The sequence below is a fragment of the Pseudomonas vlassakiae genome (assembly GCF_014269035.2).
Taxonomy (GTDB): domain Bacteria; phylum Pseudomonadota; class Gammaproteobacteria; order Pseudomonadales; family Pseudomonadaceae; genus Aquipseudomonas; species Aquipseudomonas vlassakiae.
Map to the genome: position 1 here is coordinate 1 of NZ_JABWRP020000026.1, position 18,564 is coordinate 18,564.

Sequence of the window (18,564 nt, forward strand, 5' to 3'; positions counted from 1 at the left end):
GTGGATCATTCCCGGGCCGTGCCAGGCATTAGTCGTCTCCCACATTTCGAGCTGGGAACACTAGAATAGAGCCGACGTACCTATTCAGAATCTCGAGATGTCCGATCCCGTCGAAACCCAAGCCTTAGAGCAGCTGCCGCTGGACGAACTGGTCGCCTGTCACGAGTGCGACCTGCTGATGCGCAAGCCGGTGCTGCAGCATGGCGAAAAAGCCCAATGCCCGCGTTGTGGCTACGAGCTGTACGCTCACCGGCACAATGTGGTCAACCGAAGCCTGGCCTTGGTGTTGACGGCCTTGCTGCTGTTCATACCGGCCAACTTCCTGCCAATCATGCAGTTACACCTGCTCGGCCAGACTTCGGACGATACCGTCTGGAGTGGTGTACTCGGCCTTTACAACTCAGAGATGCGCGGCGTTGCCGTGGTGGTGTTCCTTTGTAGCATGGCCATTCCGCTGCTCAAGCTGCTGTGCCAGCTGGCCGTGTTGTTGAGCATTCGCCTCAATGTGGGGCGTGATTACGGGCTGGTGTTCTACCGCTTTTATCACCACCTGCGTGACTGGGGCATGCTTGAGGTCTATTTCATGGGCGTGCTGGTGGCGATCGTCAAGCTCGTGGACCTGGCCGAACTGACCATTGGCCTTGGCCTGTTCTGTTTCATCAGCCTGTTGCTGGTCCAGGTCTGGCTCGAAGTGGTGATGTCGCCACATCAGATCTGGAGTGCTTTGTCGGGGGAGGATCTCCATGCGGGCGATTGATGCAGGCATCCTGGTCTGCAATGAATGTCATGAGCTGAACCGGCAGGATAACCAGAGCGATTCGCAGACCTGCACGCGCTGCGGTGCCGTGGTGCACGCGCGGCGCCCCAACAGCATCATCCGTACCTGGGCCCTGCTGATCACGGCCTCGATCCTGTACATCCCGGCCAACCTGCTGCCGATCATGACGGTCAAGTCCTTGGGGCAGGGTAGTGGCGATACGATCATGTCCGGTGTGATCACCCTGCTCAAGCACGGCATGGTGCCCATCGCTGCCGTGGTGTTCATCGCCAGCATTCTGGTGCCTACCTTCAAGCTGGTGGGCATCGCGCTGTTGCTGTATTCGGTCCAGCGCCGCCAGCCGCTGTCGGCACGGCAACGGATCCTGATGTACCGCTTCATCGAATTCATAGGGCGCTGGTCCATGCTGGACATCTTCGTCATTGCCATTCTGGTGGCAGTGGTGAATTTCGGTCGTATTGCCAGTGTCGAAGCCAACCTGGGCGCTGTCGCCTTCGCAACTGTGGTGATCCTCACGATGCTTGCTGCTTTAACTTTCGATCCCCGACTGATCTGGGATAACACGGAGTCGGATGACGACCATGAGTGACATGCCAACGGCTAAAACCCGCCCTGCCTCGAACTGGTCGGCGATCTGGATCCTGCCGCTGATCGCGCTGATGATTGGTGGCTGGCTGGCCTGGCAGGCCTACCGCGATGCTGGGGTGGAGATCGAGGTGCGTTTCGAGACTGGCGAAGGCATCGTCGCCAACAAGACCGAGGTCATTTACAAGGGCATGTCCGTCGGCAAGGTCACGAAACTTGTGCTGGATGCGAAGGGCGAGAACCAGGGGGTGATCGCCACCATCGAGATGAACAAGGCGGCCGAGCCGCACCTGACCAAGGGCACGCGGTTCTGGCTGGTCAAGCCAAGTGTCAGCCTGGCCGGTATCTCGGGCCTGGAAACACTGGTATCCGGCAACTATATCGCTGTGAGCCCGGGGGAAGGCGAACGGACCAAGCGCTTTACCGCACTGAAGGTCGCGCCACCGCTGTCCGACAGCGAGCCAGGCCTGCACCTGACCCTCAAGGCCGAGCGCCTGGGTTCGCTCAATCGGGACAGCCCGGTGTTCTACAAGCAGATCCAGGTTGGCCGGGTGAAAAGCTATCGCCTGTCTGACGACCAGAGCACGGTCGAGGTCAAGGTCTTCATCGAGCCGGCCTACGCCAGCCTGGTGCGCAAGCACACGCGCTTCTGGAATGCCAGCGGCATCAGCATCGATGCCGATCTGTCAGGGGTTAAAGTGCGCAGTGAGTCGCTGTCGAGCATCGTCGCCGGCGGCATCGCCTTCGCCACGCCGGAATACCGCAAGGACAGCCCGCCGACTGACCCGAGCCTGCCATTCCGCTTGTATGAAGACTTCGACGCGGCCCAGGCGGGTATCCGCGTCAAGGTGAAGCTGAGCGACTATGAAGGCCTCCAGGCCGGACGTACGCCGGTCATGTACAAGGGTATCCAGGTCGGCTCGCTGAAAACCCTGAAGATGGAAGACAACCTGTCCAGCGCCACTGCCGAGCTGACGCTGGACCCGCTGACTGAGGACTATCTGGTCGAAGGTACGCAGTTCTGGGTGGTCAAGCCGTCCATTTCCCTGGCTGGCATCACCGGCCTGGAAGCATTGGTCAAAGGTAACTACATCGCCATCCGCCCCGGCGAGAAGGGCGCCAAGCCGCAGCGCGAATTCGAGGCCAGGGCCAAGGCGCCGCCGCTGGACCTGAAGGCCCCAGGCCTGCACCTGGTGCTGTTCGCCGACACCCTGGGTTCACTCGAGATCGGCAGCCCGGTGATGTATCGCCAAGTCAAGGTGGGCAGCGTGCAGAGCTACCAGTTTGCCCGCAACAGCAACCGTATCCTGATTGGTGTGCACATCGAGAAGGAGTACGAAAACCTGGTGAACGGCTCCTCGCGCTTCTGGAACGTCAGCGGTATCACCCTGACGGGCGGGCTGTCTGGCATCAAGATCAAGAGTGAGTCGTTGCAGACGCTCATGGCGGGTGGTATCGCCTTCGATACTCCAACCCCCAATGTTGCGCTTAAGCGCCGTATTCCGCGCTTCCGTCTGCTGGAGAGCCAGGAGGCGGTAAACCGCACCGGCACCCTGGTGACTATTCGCGTAGATCGGGCCGATGGCCTCAAGCCAGGTACGCCAATCCGCTTCCGTGGCCTGGATGTCGGCAGTGTCGAAAGCGTGGACCTGACCAAGGACTTGCAAGCTGTTGTACTGCGGGCGCGCATCACTGAAGCGGCGGATCGCATTGCCCGGGCAGGCACGCAGTTCTGGGTGGTCAAGCCGGAGCTTGGGCTGGTGCGTACCGAGAACCTCGATACCTTGATTGGCGGCCAGTACATCGAAGTGCAGCCAGCGGTGAAGGACAAGGGGCCGCAGCGTGATTTCATAGCGCTGGGCGAGGCGCCTGAAGTTGCAGGGGAGGAAGTCGGCCTGCCGTTGACCTTGAGCGCGCCGCGCCGTGGTTCGATCAAGCCGGGCGTGCCGGTCACCTATCGCGAGGTGGCGGTGGGCAAGGTCACTGGATTCGAGCTGGGCCAGACTGCGGACCGTGTGTTGATCCACATTCTGATCGAGCCGCGCTACGCGGCCCTGGTGCGCAGTGGTAGCCGGTTCTGGAACAGCAGCGGCTTCGGCTTTGACTGGGGCTTGTTCAAGGGCGCCACGGTGCGTACCGAGTCGCTGCAGACACTCATCGATGGCGGCATTGCCTTTGCTACACCTGAGGGCGAGCAGATGGGTAACCCGGCCCGGCCGCAGCAGACCTTCGCCTTGTTCGACCAGCCAGAGGACGCCTGGCTGCAGTGGGCGCCGAAGATCCAGATCGCGAAGTAAGCTAGCGCCAGGGGAGCGGGCAAGCCCGCTCCCGCAATGGCTGGACATGGCCTGAATTGCACGCATAAAAAAACCGGCCCTGGGGCCGGTTTTTTCGACTAGAACGTCGCTTAGGCAGCTGCAGCTTCTTTCAGTGCCTTGATGTGGCCATTCAGACGGCCTTTGTGGCGAGCAGCCTTGTTCTTGTGGATGATGCCTTTATCGGCCATACGGTCGATTACAGGCACAGCCAGAACGTAAGCGGCTTGCGCTTTTTCGGCGTCTTTTGCGTCGATGGCTTTGACTACATTCTTGATGTAGGTGCGGACCATGGAACGCAGGCTGGCGTTGTGGCTGCGACGCTTCTCAGCCTGTTTTGCACGTTTCTTGGCGGAAGGTGTGTTGGCCACCGTCGAGCTCCTCGAAAGACTTTAGGTAAATAGCAAACAAAATAGGCCGCGAATCATGCCGATGAGTCGACCGGATGTCAAGGCCACCTGCAGGGTTCCGCCGAGTGGTGCAGCAACAGGCGGGAAATATTCCTTTCTGCCGTGCTACCTGTAAACTCGGGAATTTTTGGCTCCCCTGCGAAGGCGCGGGAGTATCGCACATTCGGACGCTGTCTGGCAGCGCCCTCTGTCCCTGGCGTGAATCTTTTCGATGAATCTGCTCAAATCCCTCGCTGCAGTCAGCTCCATCACCATGATTTCGCGGGTGCTGGGCTTCGTGCGCGACACCATCCTGGCCCGTGTCTTTGGTGCCGGTATCGCCACCGACGCCTTCTTCATCGCCTTCAAGCTGCCTAACCTGCTAAGGCGGATTTTTGCCGAAGGGGCATTCTCCCAGGCGTTCGTGCCGATTCTGGCCGAATACAAGACCCAACAGGGCGAGGAGGCGACGCGGACCTTCATCGCCTACGTCAGCGGCCTGCTGACCCTGGTGCTGGCACTGGTCACGGCGGTCGGCATCCTCGCTGCACCCTGGGTGGTCTGGGCTACGGCCCCGGGTTTCGTCGACAGTCCCGAGAAGTACGCGCTGACCACGGACCTGTTGCGGGTGACGTTCCCTTATATATTGCTGATCTCGCTGTCGTCGCTGGCCGGTGCGATCCTCAACACCTGGAACCGCTTTTCCGTTCCGGCGTTCACCCCGACCTTGCTGAACGTGGCGATGATCATCTTTGCCGTGTTGCTCACGCCTTACTTCAACCCGCCGATCATGGCCCTGGCCTGGGGCGTGCTGGCCGGAGGCCTGGCACAGTTGCTGTACCAGCTGCCGGCGCTGAAGAAGATCGGCATGCTCGTGCTGCCGCGCCTCAACCTGCGCGACGCTGGCGTGTGGCGGGTGCTCAAGCAGATGCTGCCGGCGATCCTCGGGGTCTCGGTGAGCCAGATCTCGCTGATCATCAACACGATCTTCGCTTCCTTCCTGGTGGCCGGCTCGGTGTCATGGATGTATTACGCCGACCGCCTCATGGAACTGCCTTCGGGCGTGCTGGGCGTGGCCTTGGGCACCATCCTGCTGCCGACCCTGGCCAAGACCTACGCCAACAAGGACCGCGAGGAGTATTCGCGGATCATGGACTGGGGCCTGCGCCTGTGCTTTCTTCTGGTGCTGCCGTGCACCCTGGCCCTGGCGATCCTGGCCGAACCGCTGACCGTGGCGCTGTTCCAGTATGGCAAGTTCACCGCCACCGACGCGGCCATGACCCAGCGGGCACTGATCGCCTATTCGGTCGGCCTGCTGGCAATCATTCTGGTCAAGGTACTGGCACCGGGCTTCTATGCGCAGCAGAATATTCGCACGCCGGTGAAGATCGCCATCTTCACCCTGGTCTGCACCCAGCTGTTCAACCTGGCACTCATCGGCCCGCTGCAGCACGCCGGCCTGGCCCTGGCGATCAGCCTGGGCGCCTGCCTGAATGCGGGCCTGCTGTTCTGGAAGCTGCGCAGCCAGCAGTTGTTCCAGCCGCAACCGGGCTGGGCGCTGTTCCTGTTCAAGCTGGTGCTGGCAGTCACCCTCATGGCAGCGGTGTTGCTGTTGGGCATGCATTACCTGCCGGCCTGGGAACAGGGCAGCATGCTCGAGCGGTTCCTGCGCCTGGGCGCGCTGATCGCGGCGGGTGTGCTGACCTATTTCGGTTGCCTGTACCTGTGTGGTTTCCGGCCTCGGCATTTCGCCCGCAAGGCCCTGCATTGAGGTAGATGGCGGGTCACGCGTCGGTTTTTCACATTCCACGCCACCCCTTGGCGCTGCTGCCTGTCACCAGCGCCCGGGTGTGGTTATAATCGGCCACTTTATGAGCAAGAAGCGCGTTATGCAGCTGGTTCGAGGTCTTCACAACCTGCGCCCCGAGCACCGGGGCTGTGTCGCCACCATTGGCAACTTCGACGGGGTTCACCGCGGCCACCAGGCGATCCTGGCGCGCCTGCGCGAGCGCGGCCAGGCGCTGGGCCTGCCGACTTGCGTGGTGATCTTCGAGCCGCAGCCGCGCGAGTACTTCGCCCCGGACACCGCACCCGCCCGCCTGGCACGCCTGCGCGACAAGGTCGAGCTGCTGGCCGACGAAGGCATCGACCGGGTGCTGTGCCTGGCGTTCAACCAGCGTCTGAGCAAGCTCAGCGCCGATGCGTTCGTCAAGGCTATCCTGGTCGACGGCCTGGGTGTGCGCCACCTCGAAGTAGGCGACGACTTCCGCTTCGGCTGTGATCGTGCCGGTGATTTCGCCTTCCTGGTCGCTGCCGGCGAGCAGTACGGGTTTACCGTCGAAGCCGCCAACACGGTGATTCAGGACGGCCTGCGGGTCAGCAGCACCGAAGTACGCAAGGCGCTGTCCGCGGGCAACTTCGAGCTCGCCGAGCACCTGCTGGGCCGCCCATACCGTATTAGCGGCCGTGTGCTGCATGGCCAGAAGCTGGCTCGCCAGCTGGGCACGCCAACCGCCAACATCCAGCTCAAACGCCGCCGCGTGCCGCTGTCCGGGGTTTACCTGGCCAGTATCGAAATCGACGGCAAGGCCTGGCCGGGTGTAGGCAACATCGGCGTGCGCCCAACGGTGGCCGGTGACGGCCGCCCGCACCTCGAGATTCATCTACTGGATTATGCCGGCGATCTGTATGGCCGGCGCCTGACGGTGGAATTCCACCACAAGCTGCGTGAAGAGCAGCGATTCGCCTCCCTGGAGGCGCTGAAGTCGGCGATCGATGCGGATATCGCCGCCGCACGTGCACATTGGCACGCTCAACCGCTAACGAAGAGCCTGAAATGACCGACTACAAAGCCACGCTAAACCTTCCGGACACCGCCTTCCCCATGAAGGCCGGCCTGCCTCAGCGCGAACCGCAGATCCTGCAGCGCTGGGACAGCATTGGCCTGTACCAGAAGCTGCGCGAAATTGGCAAGGATCGTCCAAAGTTCGTCCTGCACGACGGCCCGCCCTATGCCAACGGCAAGATTCACATCGGTCATGCGCTGAACAAGATCCTCAAGGACATGATCGTCCGCTCCAAGACCCTGTCCGGTTTCGATGCGCCATATGTACCGGGTTGGGACTGCCATGGCCTGCCGATCGAACACAAGGTCGAGGTCACCCACGGCAAGCACCTGACTGCCGACCGTACCCGCGAGCTGTGCCGCGAGTACGCCGCCGAGCAGATCGAAGGGCAAAAGGCCGAGTTCATCCGCCTGGGCGTGCTGGGTGACTGGGACAACCCGTACAAGACCATGAACTTCGTCAACGAGGCCGGTGAAATCCGCGCCCTGGCTGAAATGGTCAAGCAAGGCTTCGTGTTCAAGGGCCTCAAGCCTGTGAACTGGTGCTTCGACTGCGGTTCGGCCCTGGCTGAAGCCGAAGTCGAATACGCCGACAAGAAGTCCCAGACCATCGACGTGGCCTTCCCGGTGGCCGACGAGGCCAAGCTGGCTGCCGCCTTCGGCCTGGCGTCGCTGGCCAAGCCAGCCGCCATCGTGATCTGGACCACCACCCCCTGGACCATCCCGGCCAACCAGGCGCTGAACATCCACCCTGAGTTCAAGTACGCCCTGGTCGATACCGGCGAGCGCCTGCTGGTGCTGGCCGAAGAGCTGGTCGAGTCGTGCCTCAAGCGCTACAACCTGGAAGGCTCGGTGATCGCCACCGCGCAGGGCTCGGCACTGGAACTGATCAACTTCCGCCACCCGTTCTATGACCGCCTGTCGCCAATCTACCTGGCTGACTACGTCGAGCTGGGTGCCGGCACCGGCGTGGTTCACTCCTCGCCAGCCTACGGTGAAGACGACTTCGTCACCTGCAAGCGCTACGGCATGGTCAACGACGACATCCTCACTCCGGTGCAGAGCAATGGCGTGTACGTCGAATCGCTGCCGTTCTTCGGCGGCCAGTTCATCTGGAAGGCCAATCCGGCGATCGTCGACAAGCTGAGCGAAGTCGGCGCGCTGATGCACACCGAAACCATCAGCCACAGCTACATGCACTGCTGGCGCCACAAGACTCCGCTGATCTACCGCGCCACTGCGCAGTGGTTCGTCGGCATGGACAAGCAGCCAACCACTGGCGAGCCACTGCGCGAGCGTGCGCTGAAAGCCATCGAAGACACCAACTTCGTCCCGGCCTGGGGCCAGGCGCGCCTGCACTCGATGATCGCCAACCGCCCGGACTGGTGCATTTCGCGTCAGCGCAACTGGGGCGTACCGATCCCGTTCTTCCTGCACAAGCAGACCGGCGAGCTGCACCCACGCACCGTCGAGCTGATGGAAGCGGTAGCCAAGCGCGTCGAGCAAGAGGGCATCGAAGCCTGGTTCAAGCTCGATGCCGCCGAACTGCTGGGTGACGAAGCCGGCCAGTACGACAAGATCTCCGACACTCTGGACGTCTGGTTCGACTCCGGTACCACCCACTGGCACGTGCTGCGTGGTTCCCACGACATTGGCCACGCCACCGGCCCGCGCGCCGATCTGTACCTGGAAGGTTCCGACCAGCATCGCGGCTGGTTCCACTCGTCATTGCTGACCGGTTGCGCCATCGACGGCCACGCGCCGTATCGCGAACTGCTGACCCACGGTTTCACCGTGGACGAAAGCGGCCGCAAGATGTCCAAGTCGCTGGGCAACACCATCGAACCGGAGAAGGTCAACAACACCCTGGGTGCTGACATCCTGCGCCTGTGGGTTTCGGCGACCGACTACTCGGGCGAGATGGCGGTTTCCGAGCAGATCCTGCAGCGCAGCGCCGATGCCTACCGCCGTATCCGCAACACCGCGCGCTTCCTGCTCTCCAACCTGTCTGGCTTCGACCCGGCCCGTGACCTGCTGAAGCCGGAAGAAATGATCGCCCTGGACCGCTGGGCGGTGGACCGCACCCTGCTGCTGCAGCGCGAGCTGGAAGAGCACTACGGCGAATACCGCTTCTGGAACGTCTATTCGAAGATCCACAACTTCTGCGTACAGGAGCTGGGCGGCTTCTACCTCGACATCATCAAGGACCGCCAATACACCACCGGCGCCAACAGTGTCGCCCGCCGTTCCTGCCAGACCGCGCTGTTCCACATCAGCGAGGCACTGGTGCGCTGGATCGCGCCGATCCTGGCGTTCACTGCCGATGAAATCTGGCAGTACCTGCCGGGCGAGCGCAACGAGTCGGTGATGCTCAATGGCTGGTACCAGGGCCTGAGCGAGCTGCCGGAAGGCACCGAGCTGGACCGCGCTTACTGGGACCGTGTGATGGCTGTCAAGGCCGCGGTCAACAAGGAGCTGGAAAACCAGCGTACCGCCAAGGTCATCGGCGGCAACCTGCAGGCCGAAGTCACCCTGTTCGCCGAGGAAGGCCTGAGCGCCGACCTGAGCAAGCTGGGCGACGAACTGCGCTTCGTGCTGATCACTTCCGCCGCCAGCGTAGTGCCGTTCGCCCAGGCGCCGGCCGAAGCCGTGGCCACCGAAGTCGAAGGCCTCAAGCTGCAGGTGGTCAAGTCGGGTCACGCCAAGTGCGGCCGTTGCTGGCACTTCCGCGCCGACGTCGGCAGCCACCCGGAGCACCCGGAAATCTGTGGCCGTTGCGTCGACAACCTGACCGGCTCGGGTGAGGTGCGCCACTATGCCTAACCCTGCAGCAGGGCGCTTCGGGCGCCTTGCATGGCTGTGGCTGAGCTTGCTGGTCCTGGTCCTCGACCAGGCCACCAAGCTGTACTTCAACAACGCCCTGACCATGTACCAGCAGATCGTCGTCATCCCGGACTACTTCAGCTGGACCCTGGCCTACAACACCGGTGCCGCCTTCAGCTTCCTCGCCGATGGCGCTGGCTGGCAGCGCTGGCTGTTCGCCCTGATCGCCGTGGTGGTCAGTGCGGTGCTGGTGGTATGGCTCAAGCGCCTGGGGCGCGGCGAGACCTGGCTGGCGGTGGCGCTGGCATTGGTACTGGGCGGTGCGATCGGCAACCTGTACGACCGCATCGTGCTCGGCCATGTGGTCGACTTCATCCTGGTGCACTGGCAGAACCGCCATTACTTCCCGGCCTTCAACCTGGCCGACAGCGCCATCACCGTTGGTGCGGTGATGCTGGCGCTGGATATGTTCAAGAGCAAGAAGTCCGAGGATCCGGTCCATGACTGACACCCGTATCGGCCAGAACACCGAAGTCACCCTGCACTTCGCGCTGCACCTGGAAAACGGCGACACCGTCGACAGCACCTTCGACAAGGCCCCGGCCACCTTCAAGGTCGGTGACGGCAACCTGCTGCCAGGCTTCGAGAATGCCCTGTTCGGCTTCAAGGCGGGTGACAAGCGGACCGTGGTGGTAGCCCCGGAGAACGCCTTCGGCCAGCCCAACCCACAGAACGTGCAAGTCATGCCGCGGTCCCAGTTCGAGGGCATGGAGTTGTCCGAAGGGCTGCTGATCATCTTCAACGATGCCGCCAACACCGAGCTGCCGGGTGTGGTCAAAGCGTTCGATGACAATCAGGTGACCATCGATTTCAATCACCCACTGGCCGGCAAGACCTTGACCTTCGAGGTGGAGATCCTCGAGGTCAAGGCCCTGTAAGCCTGGAGCCGAGCATGCAAATCAAACTCGCCAACCCGCGCGGTTTCTGCGCGGGGGTCGACCGGGCGATCGAAATCGTCAACCGTGCGCTGGAAGTCTTCGGCCCGCCGATCTATGTGCGTCACGAAGTGGTGCATAACAAGTTCGTGGTAGAAGACCTGCGCAATCGTGGGGCCATCTTTGTTGAAGAGCTGGACCAGGTGCCGGACGACGTCATCGTCATCTTCAGCGCCCACGGCGTGTCCCAGGCCGTGCGCCAGGAAGCCGCCGGCCGTGGCCTGAAGGTGTTCGACGCGACCTGCCCGCTGGTCACCAAGGTGCACATCGAAGTGGCCAAGTACAGCCGCGATGGTCGTGAGTGCATTCTCATCGGCCACGAGGGGCACCCGGAAGTCGAAGGCACCATGGGGCAATACGATGCCAGCAACGGCGGCGCCATCTACCTCGTCGAAGACGAAGACGATGTTGCCCAGCTGCAGGTGAGAGACCCGGACCACCTGGCCTTCGTCACCCAGACCACGCTGTCGATGGACGACACCAGCCGCGTCATCGATGCCCTGCGCGCACGCTTCCCGAACATCGGCGGCCCGCGCAAGGACGACATCTGCTACGCCACGCAAAACCGCCAGGATGCCGTCAAGCAGCTGGCCAGCGAAAGTGATGTGCTGCTGGTGGTTGGCAGCCCCAACAGCTCCAACTCCAACCGCCTGCGCGAGCTGGCCGAGCGTATGGGCACCCCGGCCTACCTGATCGATGGCGCTGAGGACATGCAGCGTGCCTGGTTCGAGAAGGCAGAGCGGGTGGGCATTACTGCCGGTGCTTCGGCTCCGGAAGTGTTGGTGCAGGGCGTGATCGAACAGCTCAAGGCCTGGGGCGCTACCGGCGCCGAAGAGCTGGATGGGCGGCCGGAGAACATCACGTTCTCCATGCCCAAGGAGCTGCGGGTTCGCTCGCTGATCTGAGTCAGCGGCCTGCGCACAAGGGGTTTGCTACCTTGACTGTGCGCAGGTCGACCCTGCCTTCGCTGGATATCACTACCTGGTACTTGTTGCTCGCCGGGGAACTCTCACAGACTTCCAGCGTGGCGCCCAATTGCCCCACTGGCATTCCCAGCGCACTGAATTTCACCTGTCCCTTGGTGTTTTCGATGATCCGCATCGAACGCGTCAACCGGTGTTCGCGTAGCGTTTGTTGATTGTGCTCCAACTGCACAAGCCAGCCCTTGCCCCAATCATTTTCCAACGGTCGCACAATCACCGGCTGGCTTTGCAGCAAGGCGTGGCTGCGCGCGCTGCGCAGCGCCTGGGCCAGGTCTCGCGCTGCCGCAGCTCTGTGTAGGTCATTGCTCAGCCTGGCGTAGGCCGGCATGCCGAGTTGTGTCAGCAAGGCGGCGATGACCAGTGCGAACATCATTTGAATCAGTGTTACACCACGTTGCTTCACCGTGCATTCCTCCCTGGAAGTGCTTGGCTATAGCTTCACGGTCGTTGGACATGAGGTCCAGTCGACCTAGTTCAAGGCAATTGCGGGAAAAGTCGCAGGAGGTGCAGGGATGCCCAACAAACAGTGGGGGATGACGCTGATCGAGGTGTTGCTCGCGGTGCTTGTGGTGGCCGTTGGCATGTTCGCCGCGGCAGGTTTGCAACTTAAGGCCTTGCAGGCTACGGACAGTGCTCGCCGTGATGCGCAGGCGGTGCTGGCGCAGTACAGCGAACAAGAGCGAAGCCCCCGATGAACTCCCGGCAGGGCGGTTTCGGTTTGCTCGAAATGACGCTGGCCCTGGCAATCGGGCTGATGGTGGTCGTGGCGGCCGGTCAGCTGTTGGTCTCCGCCCACCAGAGCTGGCGCCTGCAGGGAGCAGCGCTGCGCTTACAGGATGATGCCCGCCTGGCGTTGCTGCGCATGGCTCAGGATATCCGCATGGCCGGAATGTTCGGCTGCTTGCGGCTGGAACCAGCCGATTTTCTGGACCCGGCTGCACGGCAAGCCTTCAACCAACCCGTGGAAGTCGGCACGGCCAGCCTTGGCTTGGTCGTCGCGGAACTCTCAGGGCATGTCGGCTTGCCGGACTGGACGATACTTACCGACTGTATCGAGAAGGTGCGCGTACACAGCAAGCGCCCCGAGAACCCATTGAAGCTCATGGCAATCCCGGTCAGTCACCATCGCTACCTGCTGGATGGCAGCACCTTGAAGCTAGAGCGTCACAACAAGAATCCACAGCCCATGGTCGATCATGTGCGTGAGTGGCGGATAGAGCGAGTCGAGTCTTCGGAAGGGCAACGCATAGACATGCAACTGACGTTGTATGAGCCGACCTTGATGCTCGAGCAGCGCCATGAGCTGAGCGTGGCACTGCGCAACCCGGTGCCCATGCCATGAACCGCCAACGTGGCATCGTGCTGCTGCTGGCGCTGGTACTCAGCCTTCTGCTGGGCTTGCTCGCGGCTTCAGCCCTGCGCGATGCGCTGGTCGAAGCGCGCCTGACCGGTGCCATGCGCGACGGCCTGCTGGCATTCACGCAGGCGCAAGCCATGTTGCAGGCCGGCGTTGATGAACTGCAGCAGGCACAACCGGTGTCATGCAAGGGCTGCCCGCCACCACCCCGTCCCCATGACCTGCACGGTCAGTGGCAGCGTGGCAAACACGGCTATTTCCAGTTGCAGAACCTGGGTGAAACCGCCCGAGCTGCGCACATGCCCGAGGGCGAACGGTTCACCTTGTACCGGATAACAGCCGTCAGCGAGCAATTGGCAGCCCGTCAGGTCCTGGAGGCCGTCTACGCCCTGCCAACCGCTCAACCACAAGCCCCGCAGCGCATCCTCTGGCGGCAGAGACTGAGGGAGGACTGAAATGCAGCAAGGTATCACCCTGATCGAATTGTTGATTGTCCTGGCCGTGACCGGCATTCTGGCAGCCATTGCCTACCCCAGTTACAGCGACCAGCTCAGGCGAGCCGCACGCAGCGAAGTGGTTGGCCTGTTGCATGACGCCGCCTTGCGCCTGGAGCGCCACCGCGTGCGCACCGGCCAGTACGCCGAGGGCGACCCGCAATTGCCCGCCGCCAACCGTCATTACCGCCTGCAGGCCCAACGCGACAGCGACACCTTCACGCTGACCGCCCGCCGGCTGACCGATGGTCTGATGGCCGATGATCGCTGTGGCGACTTCCAGCTTGACCAGGCCGGTGTGCAGAGCAATCCGGGTGCCGCTGAAGTCAGCGAGCGTTGTTGGGGAAGCTGAAGGTTGAATGGTGCCCAGGCATCGCGGAATTACTTCAGGTGTTGGATCGACAGATGAGCAAGCAAGTAGTGGTGGTCGGCGGCGGGGTGATCGGCCTGCTGACCGCGTTCAACCTGGCGGCAAAGGTCGGCCAGGTGGTGGTGTGTGACCAGGGCGAGGTGGGCCGCGAGTCTTCCTGGGCTGGCGGCGGTATCGTTTCGCCGCTGTACCCATGGCGCTACAGCCCGGCGGTAACGGCCCTGGCCCATTGGTCGCAGGATTTTTATCCACAGCTGGGCGAACGCCTGTTCGCCAGCACCGGGCTCGACCCAGAGGTGCACACCACTGGGCTGTACTGGCTCGATCTGGACGACGAAGCCGAGGCGCTGGCCTGGGCCGAGCGCGAACGGCGGCCACTCAGCGCTGTGGATATCTCTGCCGCCTACGATGCGGTACCGGTGCTTGGTTCAGGCTTCAAGCACGCGATCTTCATGGCCGGTGTAGCCAACGTGCGCAACCCGCGGCTGGTAAAGTCGCTCAAGGCGGCGTTGCTGGCACTGCCAAACGTGACCTTGCGCGAACACTGCCAGGTCAGCGGCTTCGTGCATGAAAGCGGGCGCGTGGCTGGCGTACAGACGGCTGACGGTGTGCTCAAGGCGGATGAAGTGGTGCTCAGCGCTGGCGCCTGGAGTGGCGACCTGTTGCGCACCCTGGGGCTCGAGCTGCCGGTCGAGCCGGTAAAAGGCCAGATGATCCTGTTCAAGTGCGCCGAAGACTTTTTGCCGAGCATGGTGCTGGCCAAGGGGCGCTACGCGATCCCGCGTCGTGACGGGCACATCCTGGTGGGCAGCACGCTGGAGCATGCCGGCTACGACAAGACCCCGACCGAGGACGCGCTGGCCAGCCTCAGGGCTTCAGCCATCGAACTGCTGCCAGAACTCAAGGATGCGACGGTAGTGGGGCACTGGGCCGGGCTGCGGCCGGGTTCGCCTGAAGGCATCCCCTACATCGGGCCGGTGCCTGGGCATGATGGGTTGTGGTTGAACTGCGGACATTACCGCAACGGGCTGGTGCTGGCGCCGGCTTCGTGTCAGCTGTTTACTGACCTGCTGACCGGGGGCGAGCCGATCATTGATCCGGCGCCGTATTCGCCGGCGGGGCGTTTTAGCTGAGAACCCTGCAGCGACATCACCCGCGAACACCGGCTGGTCTACCTCTTCGAAGGGGGCCAGATGACAATCCTGCAGTGCCGGTATCACTACGACGATTGATCTGCACCGCCTTCGCATCGATGGGGTGAGGACTCAGCCCTGTCGGCCAGGCCCTTGCTGCAGGTGCGCCTGGCTGCAATACCAGTCATTACCTTGCTGCAGCGCCCGGTCGTCGGGCAGGTGCACGCCGCAGTGGGCGCAGCGCACCATCTTCAATGGTGCATCGAGCTTGGGCTCGGAGTGCGATTGCTGACTGACTTTGAACTTGCGCCACAGCCAGAACGCGGCGGCGATCAGGGCGATCCAGAAAAGTAGGCGAACCATGGTGTCCAGCTTGTTGGTTGTAGAAGCCAACAGTCTAGGGTGCGGCCATAAAAAAAGGGAGGCCTCGGGCCTCCCTTTCTCATAGCGCCTGGATCAGTCGAACAGACCAAAGGTCATGTAGCTGAACCACGAGCGGTCTTTTTCAGCTTCCTTCGGACCTGCTGGCACGATCGGGTCGCCGTTCTCGTCCTTTGGCAGCAGTTCTTGCGGCATCTCGTCGCGTGCGTCCTGGAACTGCTTGACCACGTCCTGGTTGGCGCGGGTTTCACCCGGCGGCAGCGGGGTGTCGGTCTCGATCAGGCCCAGGGTGGCCTTGGACAGCCAGCCGCGACCGTCAGACTCGGTCTGCTTGGGCTGGAACTGGCCATCGACCAGGCTCGGGTGGTCGGGGTAGTTGAGCTTGAGGGTTTCCAGGCTGGTGGCCGCCAGGTCGTCCAGGTGCATCTTCTGGTACGACTCGACCATGATCGCCAGGCCGTCGCCGACCGATGGCGTTTCCTGGAAGTTCTCGACCACGTAGCGGCCACGGTTGGCAGCGGCCACGTAAGCCTGGCGGCTCAGGTAGTAGTCGGCCACGTGGATTTCGTAGGAAGCCAGCAGGTTGCGCAGGTAGATCATGCGCTGCTTGGCGTCCGGCGAGTAGCGGCTGTTGGGGAAGCGGCTGGTCAGCTGGGCGAACTCGTTGTACGAGTCGCGGGCGGCACCCGGGTCACGCTTGGTCATGTCCAGAGGCAGGAAGCGCGCCAGCAGGCCGCGGTCCTGGTCGAACGAGGTCAGGCCCTTGAGGTAGTAGGCGTAGTCGACGTTCGGGTGCTGCGGGTGCAGGCGGATGAAGCGCTCGGCGGCCGATTTGGCAGCCTCAGGCTCGGAGTTCTTGTAGTTGGCGTAGATCAGCTCGAGCTGCGCCTGGTCGGCGTAGCGGCCGAACGGATAGCGCGACTCCAAGGCCTTGAGCTTGTTCACGGCGCTGGTATAGCTGGAGTTGTCCAGGTCAGCCTGAGCCTGTTGATAGAGCTCGGCCTCACTGAGGTTCTCGTCAATGACTTCCTTATTGGAGGAACAGGCCGCGGTGAGCCCGAGGATGGCGATCAGCAGCAGGTGTTTCACTTGCATGGCGGCTTGCGTCCCTTTGACGGCCGCTGTCTTGGGCGGTGCCGTCCTGTTATGATGAGCGCCCCGGCCAACCCCGGGACAAAAGAAGCCGTATTTAACCACAAGCTCGCAGCCGAAACCAAAGGCTGTGCGCCCGCCGAATCGAGCATGTCCGAGATCATTCAACTTAGCGCAGAGGTCCCGTCCGAACTGGGCGGCCAACGCCTCGACCAGGTCGCCGCCCAATTGTTCGCCGAGTATTCGCGTTCGCGGCTTACTTCGTGGATCAAAGAAGGCCGCCTGACGGTCGATGGCGCCGTCGTGCGCCCTCGGGACCCGGTCCACGGTGGTTCGCAACTTATCCTGGAGGCCGAGCAAGAGGCCCAGGGTGAGTGGATCGCAGAAGATATCGAACTCGATATCGTCTACGAAGACGACCATATCATGGTGATCAACAAGCCTGCCGGGCTGGTCGTGCACCCGGCTGCCGGGCATGCCAGTGGTACCTTGCTCAACGCGCTGCTGCACCATGTGCCGGACATCGTCAACGTGCCGCGCGCCGGTATCGTTCACCGCCTGGACAAAGACACCACGGGTCTGATGGTGGTAGCCAAGACCTTGCAGGCGCAGACCAAGCTGGTCGAACAGATGCAAGCGCGTAAAGTCAGCCGCATCTACGAGTGCATCGTGATTGGTGTAGTGACCGCTGGCGGCAAGATCGATGCACCGATCGGTCGCCACGGCGGCATGCGCCAGCGTATGGCGGTAACCGACGGCGGCAAGCCGGCGGTCAGCCACTATCGTGTGCTCAAGCGCTTCCGCTCGCACACCCATGTGCGCGTGAAGCTGGAAACCGGCCGTACCCACCAGATTCGCGTGCATATGGCCCATGTCGGCTTCCCGCTGGTCGGTGACCAGACCTACGGCGGGCGCTTCCGCATTCCGCCAGCTGCCAGCCCAACCATGGTCGAGGCGGTGAAGACCTTCCCGCGTCAGGCCCTGCATGCGCGTTTCCTCGCGTTGGCCCACCCGATTACCGGTGAAATCATGAAGTGGGAGTCGCCGCTGCCGGACGACTTCGTCTGGTTGCTGTCGCTGCTCAACCAGGACCGCGAGAGCTTCATCGGATGAGCGGCCTGACGCAGTCGCTGTTGTTTCCCGACTGGCCAGCCCCGGCCTCGGTTCGTGCCTGCGTCACTACCCGCGAGGGCGGTATCAGCCTGCCGCCCTACGAATCCTTCAATCTCGGCGATCACGTGGGCGATGACCCGGTCGCGGTTGCCGAGAACCGTCGTCGCCTGAGTGACACCTTCACTATCCGGCCAGCTTGGCTCAAGCAGGTGCATGGCCAAGTGGTGGCGGATGCCGACCCGGCCGTGGTGGCCGAAGCCGATGCCAGCTGGACTGACCAGCCAGGTATCGCCTGCACCGTGATGACGGCCGATTGCCTGCCGGCGCTGTTCTGTGATCGCGCCGGTACTCGCGTGGCGGCAGCCCATGCTGGCTGGCGCGGGCTGGCGGGCGGCGTGCTTGAGGCGACCCTCGATCGCCTGGCCGTGGCGCCTGAAGAGGTGCTGGTGTGGCTTGGGCCGGCCATCGGTCCCAAGGCTTTCGAAGTGGGGCTGGAGGTGCGCGATGCCTTTACCGCCGTGCATCCTGAAGCGGCCAGGGCCTTCGTCGACGGCGAGCGGCCGGGCAAGTTGCTGGCCGACATTTACGAGCTGGCGCGCATTCGCCTGGCGGCGCGTGGGGTGACGGCTGTTTATGGCGGTGGTTACTGCACGGTCAGTGATGGCCGCTTCTTCTCCTATCGCCGAACCCCGCAAGGGGGGCGTTTCGCTTCGCTGGTCTGGCTGGACCCGCGCTAGCCTGTACTGGCCTCTCGCGATAAATCCGCTCCTACAGGGAACGCGAAACCTGTAGGAGCGGATTCATCCGCGATCGCCCCAGCGTTAATCCAACAGGTTGATCAAGGTCAACCCCGCTACGCTTGAATCTTCCAGAATCACCCTTATCTATAAGGTCATCTCAGGCAGGTTTCT

Annotated in this window: 21 protein-coding genes; 17 read left to right on the forward strand and 4 right to left on the reverse strand. The window is 62.6% G+C overall.

Annotated features, from left to right (window positions below; genetic code table 11):
• Positions 1–97: 97 nt before the first annotated feature.
• The 3 genes from HU738_RS23590 to HU738_RS23600 are packed head-to-tail and all read left to right on the forward strand — an operon-like array spanning position 98 to position 3,660.
• Positions 98–757: a paraquat-inducible protein A gene (locus tag HU738_RS23590; RefSeq protein WP_176510266.1), complete on the forward strand. Its 660-nt coding sequence runs from the start codon at positions 98–100 to the stop codon at positions 755–757.
• On the forward strand, positions 744–1,367 hold the full coding sequence (locus tag HU738_RS23595) for a paraquat-inducible protein A (RefSeq protein WP_186604905.1): 624 nt from the start codon (positions 744–746) through the stop codon (positions 1,365–1,367). The genes HU738_RS23590 and HU738_RS23595 overlap by 14 nt, the downstream gene beginning before the upstream one ends.
• Complete coding sequence (locus HU738_RS23600) at positions 1,360–3,660, forward strand: PqiB family protein (protein ID WP_176510268.1); 2,301 nt, start codon at positions 1,360–1,362, stop codon at positions 3,658–3,660. The genes HU738_RS23595 and HU738_RS23600 overlap by 8 nt, the downstream gene beginning before the upstream one ends.
• Before the next feature lie 110 nt (positions 3,661–3,770).
• Here the strand turns inward: HU738_RS23600 and rpsT are convergent, their stop codons facing one another.
• Positions 3,771–4,049, reverse strand: a complete 279-nt coding sequence (rpsT, locus tag HU738_RS23605; protein WP_003247625.1) for a 30S ribosomal protein S20 — start codon at positions 4,047–4,049, stop codon at positions 3,771–3,773.
• A gap of 250 nt (positions 4,050–4,299) precedes the next feature.
• Between rpsT and murJ the strand changes: the two genes are divergently transcribed.
• The 6 genes from murJ (at position 4,300) to ispH (ending at position 11,635) form a co-directional block, all read left to right on the forward strand.
• Positions 4,300–5,838, forward strand: coding sequence for a murein biosynthesis integral membrane protein MurJ (gene murJ / locus HU738_RS23610; protein WP_186604907.1), 1,539 nt, complete (start codon positions 4,300–4,302; stop codon positions 5,836–5,838).
• A 118-nt stretch (positions 5,839–5,956) separates the two neighbouring features.
• Positions 5,957–6,907, forward strand: a complete 951-nt coding sequence (gene ribF, locus HU738_RS23615) for a bifunctional riboflavin kinase/FAD synthetase (protein ID WP_176510270.1) — start codon at positions 5,957–5,959, stop codon at positions 6,905–6,907.
• Complete coding sequence (ileS, locus tag HU738_RS23620; protein WP_186604909.1) at positions 6,904–9,735, forward strand: isoleucine--tRNA ligase; 2,832 nt, start codon at positions 6,904–6,906, stop codon at positions 9,733–9,735. Before ribF ends, ileS begins: the two co-directional genes overlap by 4 nt.
• Complete coding sequence (gene lspA / locus HU738_RS23625) at positions 9,728–10,243, forward strand: signal peptidase II (protein WP_054886101.1); 516 nt, start codon at positions 9,728–9,730, stop codon at positions 10,241–10,243. Before ileS ends, lspA begins: the two co-directional genes overlap by 8 nt.
• Positions 10,236–10,673 (forward strand): FKBP-type peptidyl-prolyl cis-trans isomerase, encoded by a 438-nt coding sequence (gene fkpB / locus HU738_RS23630; RefSeq protein WP_176510272.1) that lies wholly within the window; start codon positions 10,236–10,238, stop codon positions 10,671–10,673. Before lspA ends, fkpB begins: the two co-directional genes overlap by 8 nt.
• A 14-nt stretch (positions 10,674–10,687) precedes the next feature.
• Complete coding sequence (gene ispH / locus HU738_RS23635) at positions 10,688–11,635, forward strand: 4-hydroxy-3-methylbut-2-enyl diphosphate reductase (protein WP_186604911.1); 948 nt, start codon at positions 10,688–10,690, stop codon at positions 11,633–11,635.
• A 1-nt stretch (position 11,636) separates the two neighbouring features.
• Here the strand turns inward: ispH and HU738_RS23640 are convergent, their stop codons facing one another.
• Positions 11,637–12,116, reverse strand: a complete 480-nt coding sequence (locus HU738_RS23640; RefSeq protein ID WP_186604913.1) for a GspH/FimT family pseudopilin — start codon at positions 12,114–12,116, stop codon at positions 11,637–11,639.
• A 109-nt stretch (positions 12,117–12,225) separates the two neighbouring features.
• Between HU738_RS23640 and HU738_RS23645 the strand changes: the two genes are divergently transcribed.
• Genes HU738_RS23645 through HU738_RS23670 form a run of 6 tightly spaced genes read left to right on the forward strand, consistent with a single transcriptional unit; the run spans position 12,226 to position 15,166 of the window.
• Complete coding sequence (locus tag HU738_RS23645; protein ID WP_176510274.1) at positions 12,226–12,408, forward strand: prepilin-type N-terminal cleavage/methylation domain-containing protein; 183 nt, start codon at positions 12,226–12,228, stop codon at positions 12,406–12,408.
• Entirely contained in the window at positions 12,405–13,055 is a 651-nt protein-coding gene (locus HU738_RS23650; protein WP_186604915.1) for a PilW family protein, read from the forward strand. The genes HU738_RS23645 and HU738_RS23650 overlap by 4 nt, the downstream gene beginning before the upstream one ends.
• Complete coding sequence (locus HU738_RS23655) at positions 13,052–13,525, forward strand: hypothetical protein (RefSeq protein ID WP_186604917.1); 474 nt, start codon at positions 13,052–13,054, stop codon at positions 13,523–13,525. Before HU738_RS23650 ends, HU738_RS23655 begins: the two co-directional genes overlap by 4 nt.
• Before the next feature lies 1 nt (position 13,526).
• Positions 13,527–13,916: a type IV pilin protein gene (locus HU738_RS23660; protein ID WP_186604919.1), complete on the forward strand. Its 390-nt coding sequence runs from the start codon at positions 13,527–13,529 to the stop codon at positions 13,914–13,916.
• A 53-nt stretch (positions 13,917–13,969) separates the two neighbouring features.
• Positions 13,970–15,067: a glycine oxidase ThiO gene (gene thiO / locus HU738_RS23665; RefSeq protein ID WP_186604922.1), complete on the forward strand. Its 1,098-nt coding sequence runs from the start codon at positions 13,970–13,972 to the stop codon at positions 15,065–15,067.
• 15 nt (positions 15,068–15,082) lie between these two features.
• Positions 15,083–15,166: a type II toxin-antitoxin system YoeB family toxin gene (locus HU738_RS23670; protein WP_186604928.1), complete on the forward strand. Its 84-nt coding sequence runs from the start codon at positions 15,083–15,085 to the stop codon at positions 15,164–15,166.
• A 33-nt stretch (positions 15,167–15,199) separates the two neighbouring features.
• On the opposite strand, the gene HU738_RS23675 is transcribed toward HU738_RS23670, so the two are convergent.
• Positions 15,200–15,430 carry a PP0621 family protein gene (locus HU738_RS23675; protein ID WP_186604924.1) on the reverse strand — a complete coding sequence of 77 codons (231 nt, stop codon included), beginning with the start codon at positions 15,428–15,430 and terminating at the stop codon, positions 15,200–15,202.
• 93 nt (positions 15,431–15,523) lie between these two features.
• Positions 15,524–16,543, reverse strand: coding sequence for an outer membrane protein assembly factor BamD (locus HU738_RS23680; RefSeq protein WP_176510280.1), 1,020 nt, complete (start codon positions 16,541–16,543; stop codon positions 15,524–15,526).
• A gap of 147 nt (positions 16,544–16,690) precedes the next feature.
• Between HU738_RS23680 and rluD the strand changes: the two genes are divergently transcribed.
• Both rluD and pgeF read left to right on the forward strand, forming a co-directional pair.
• A complete protein-coding gene (gene rluD, locus HU738_RS23685; RefSeq protein ID WP_027918228.1) occupies positions 16,691–17,653 on the forward strand; it encodes a 23S rRNA pseudouridine(1911/1915/1917) synthase RluD in 963 nt (320 codons plus the stop codon).
• Positions 17,650–18,390 (forward strand): peptidoglycan editing factor PgeF, encoded by a 741-nt coding sequence (gene pgeF, locus HU738_RS23690; RefSeq protein WP_186604926.1) that lies wholly within the window; start codon positions 17,650–17,652, stop codon positions 18,388–18,390. The genes rluD and pgeF overlap by 4 nt, the downstream gene beginning before the upstream one ends.
• Positions 18,391–18,564 lie beyond the last annotated feature (174 nt).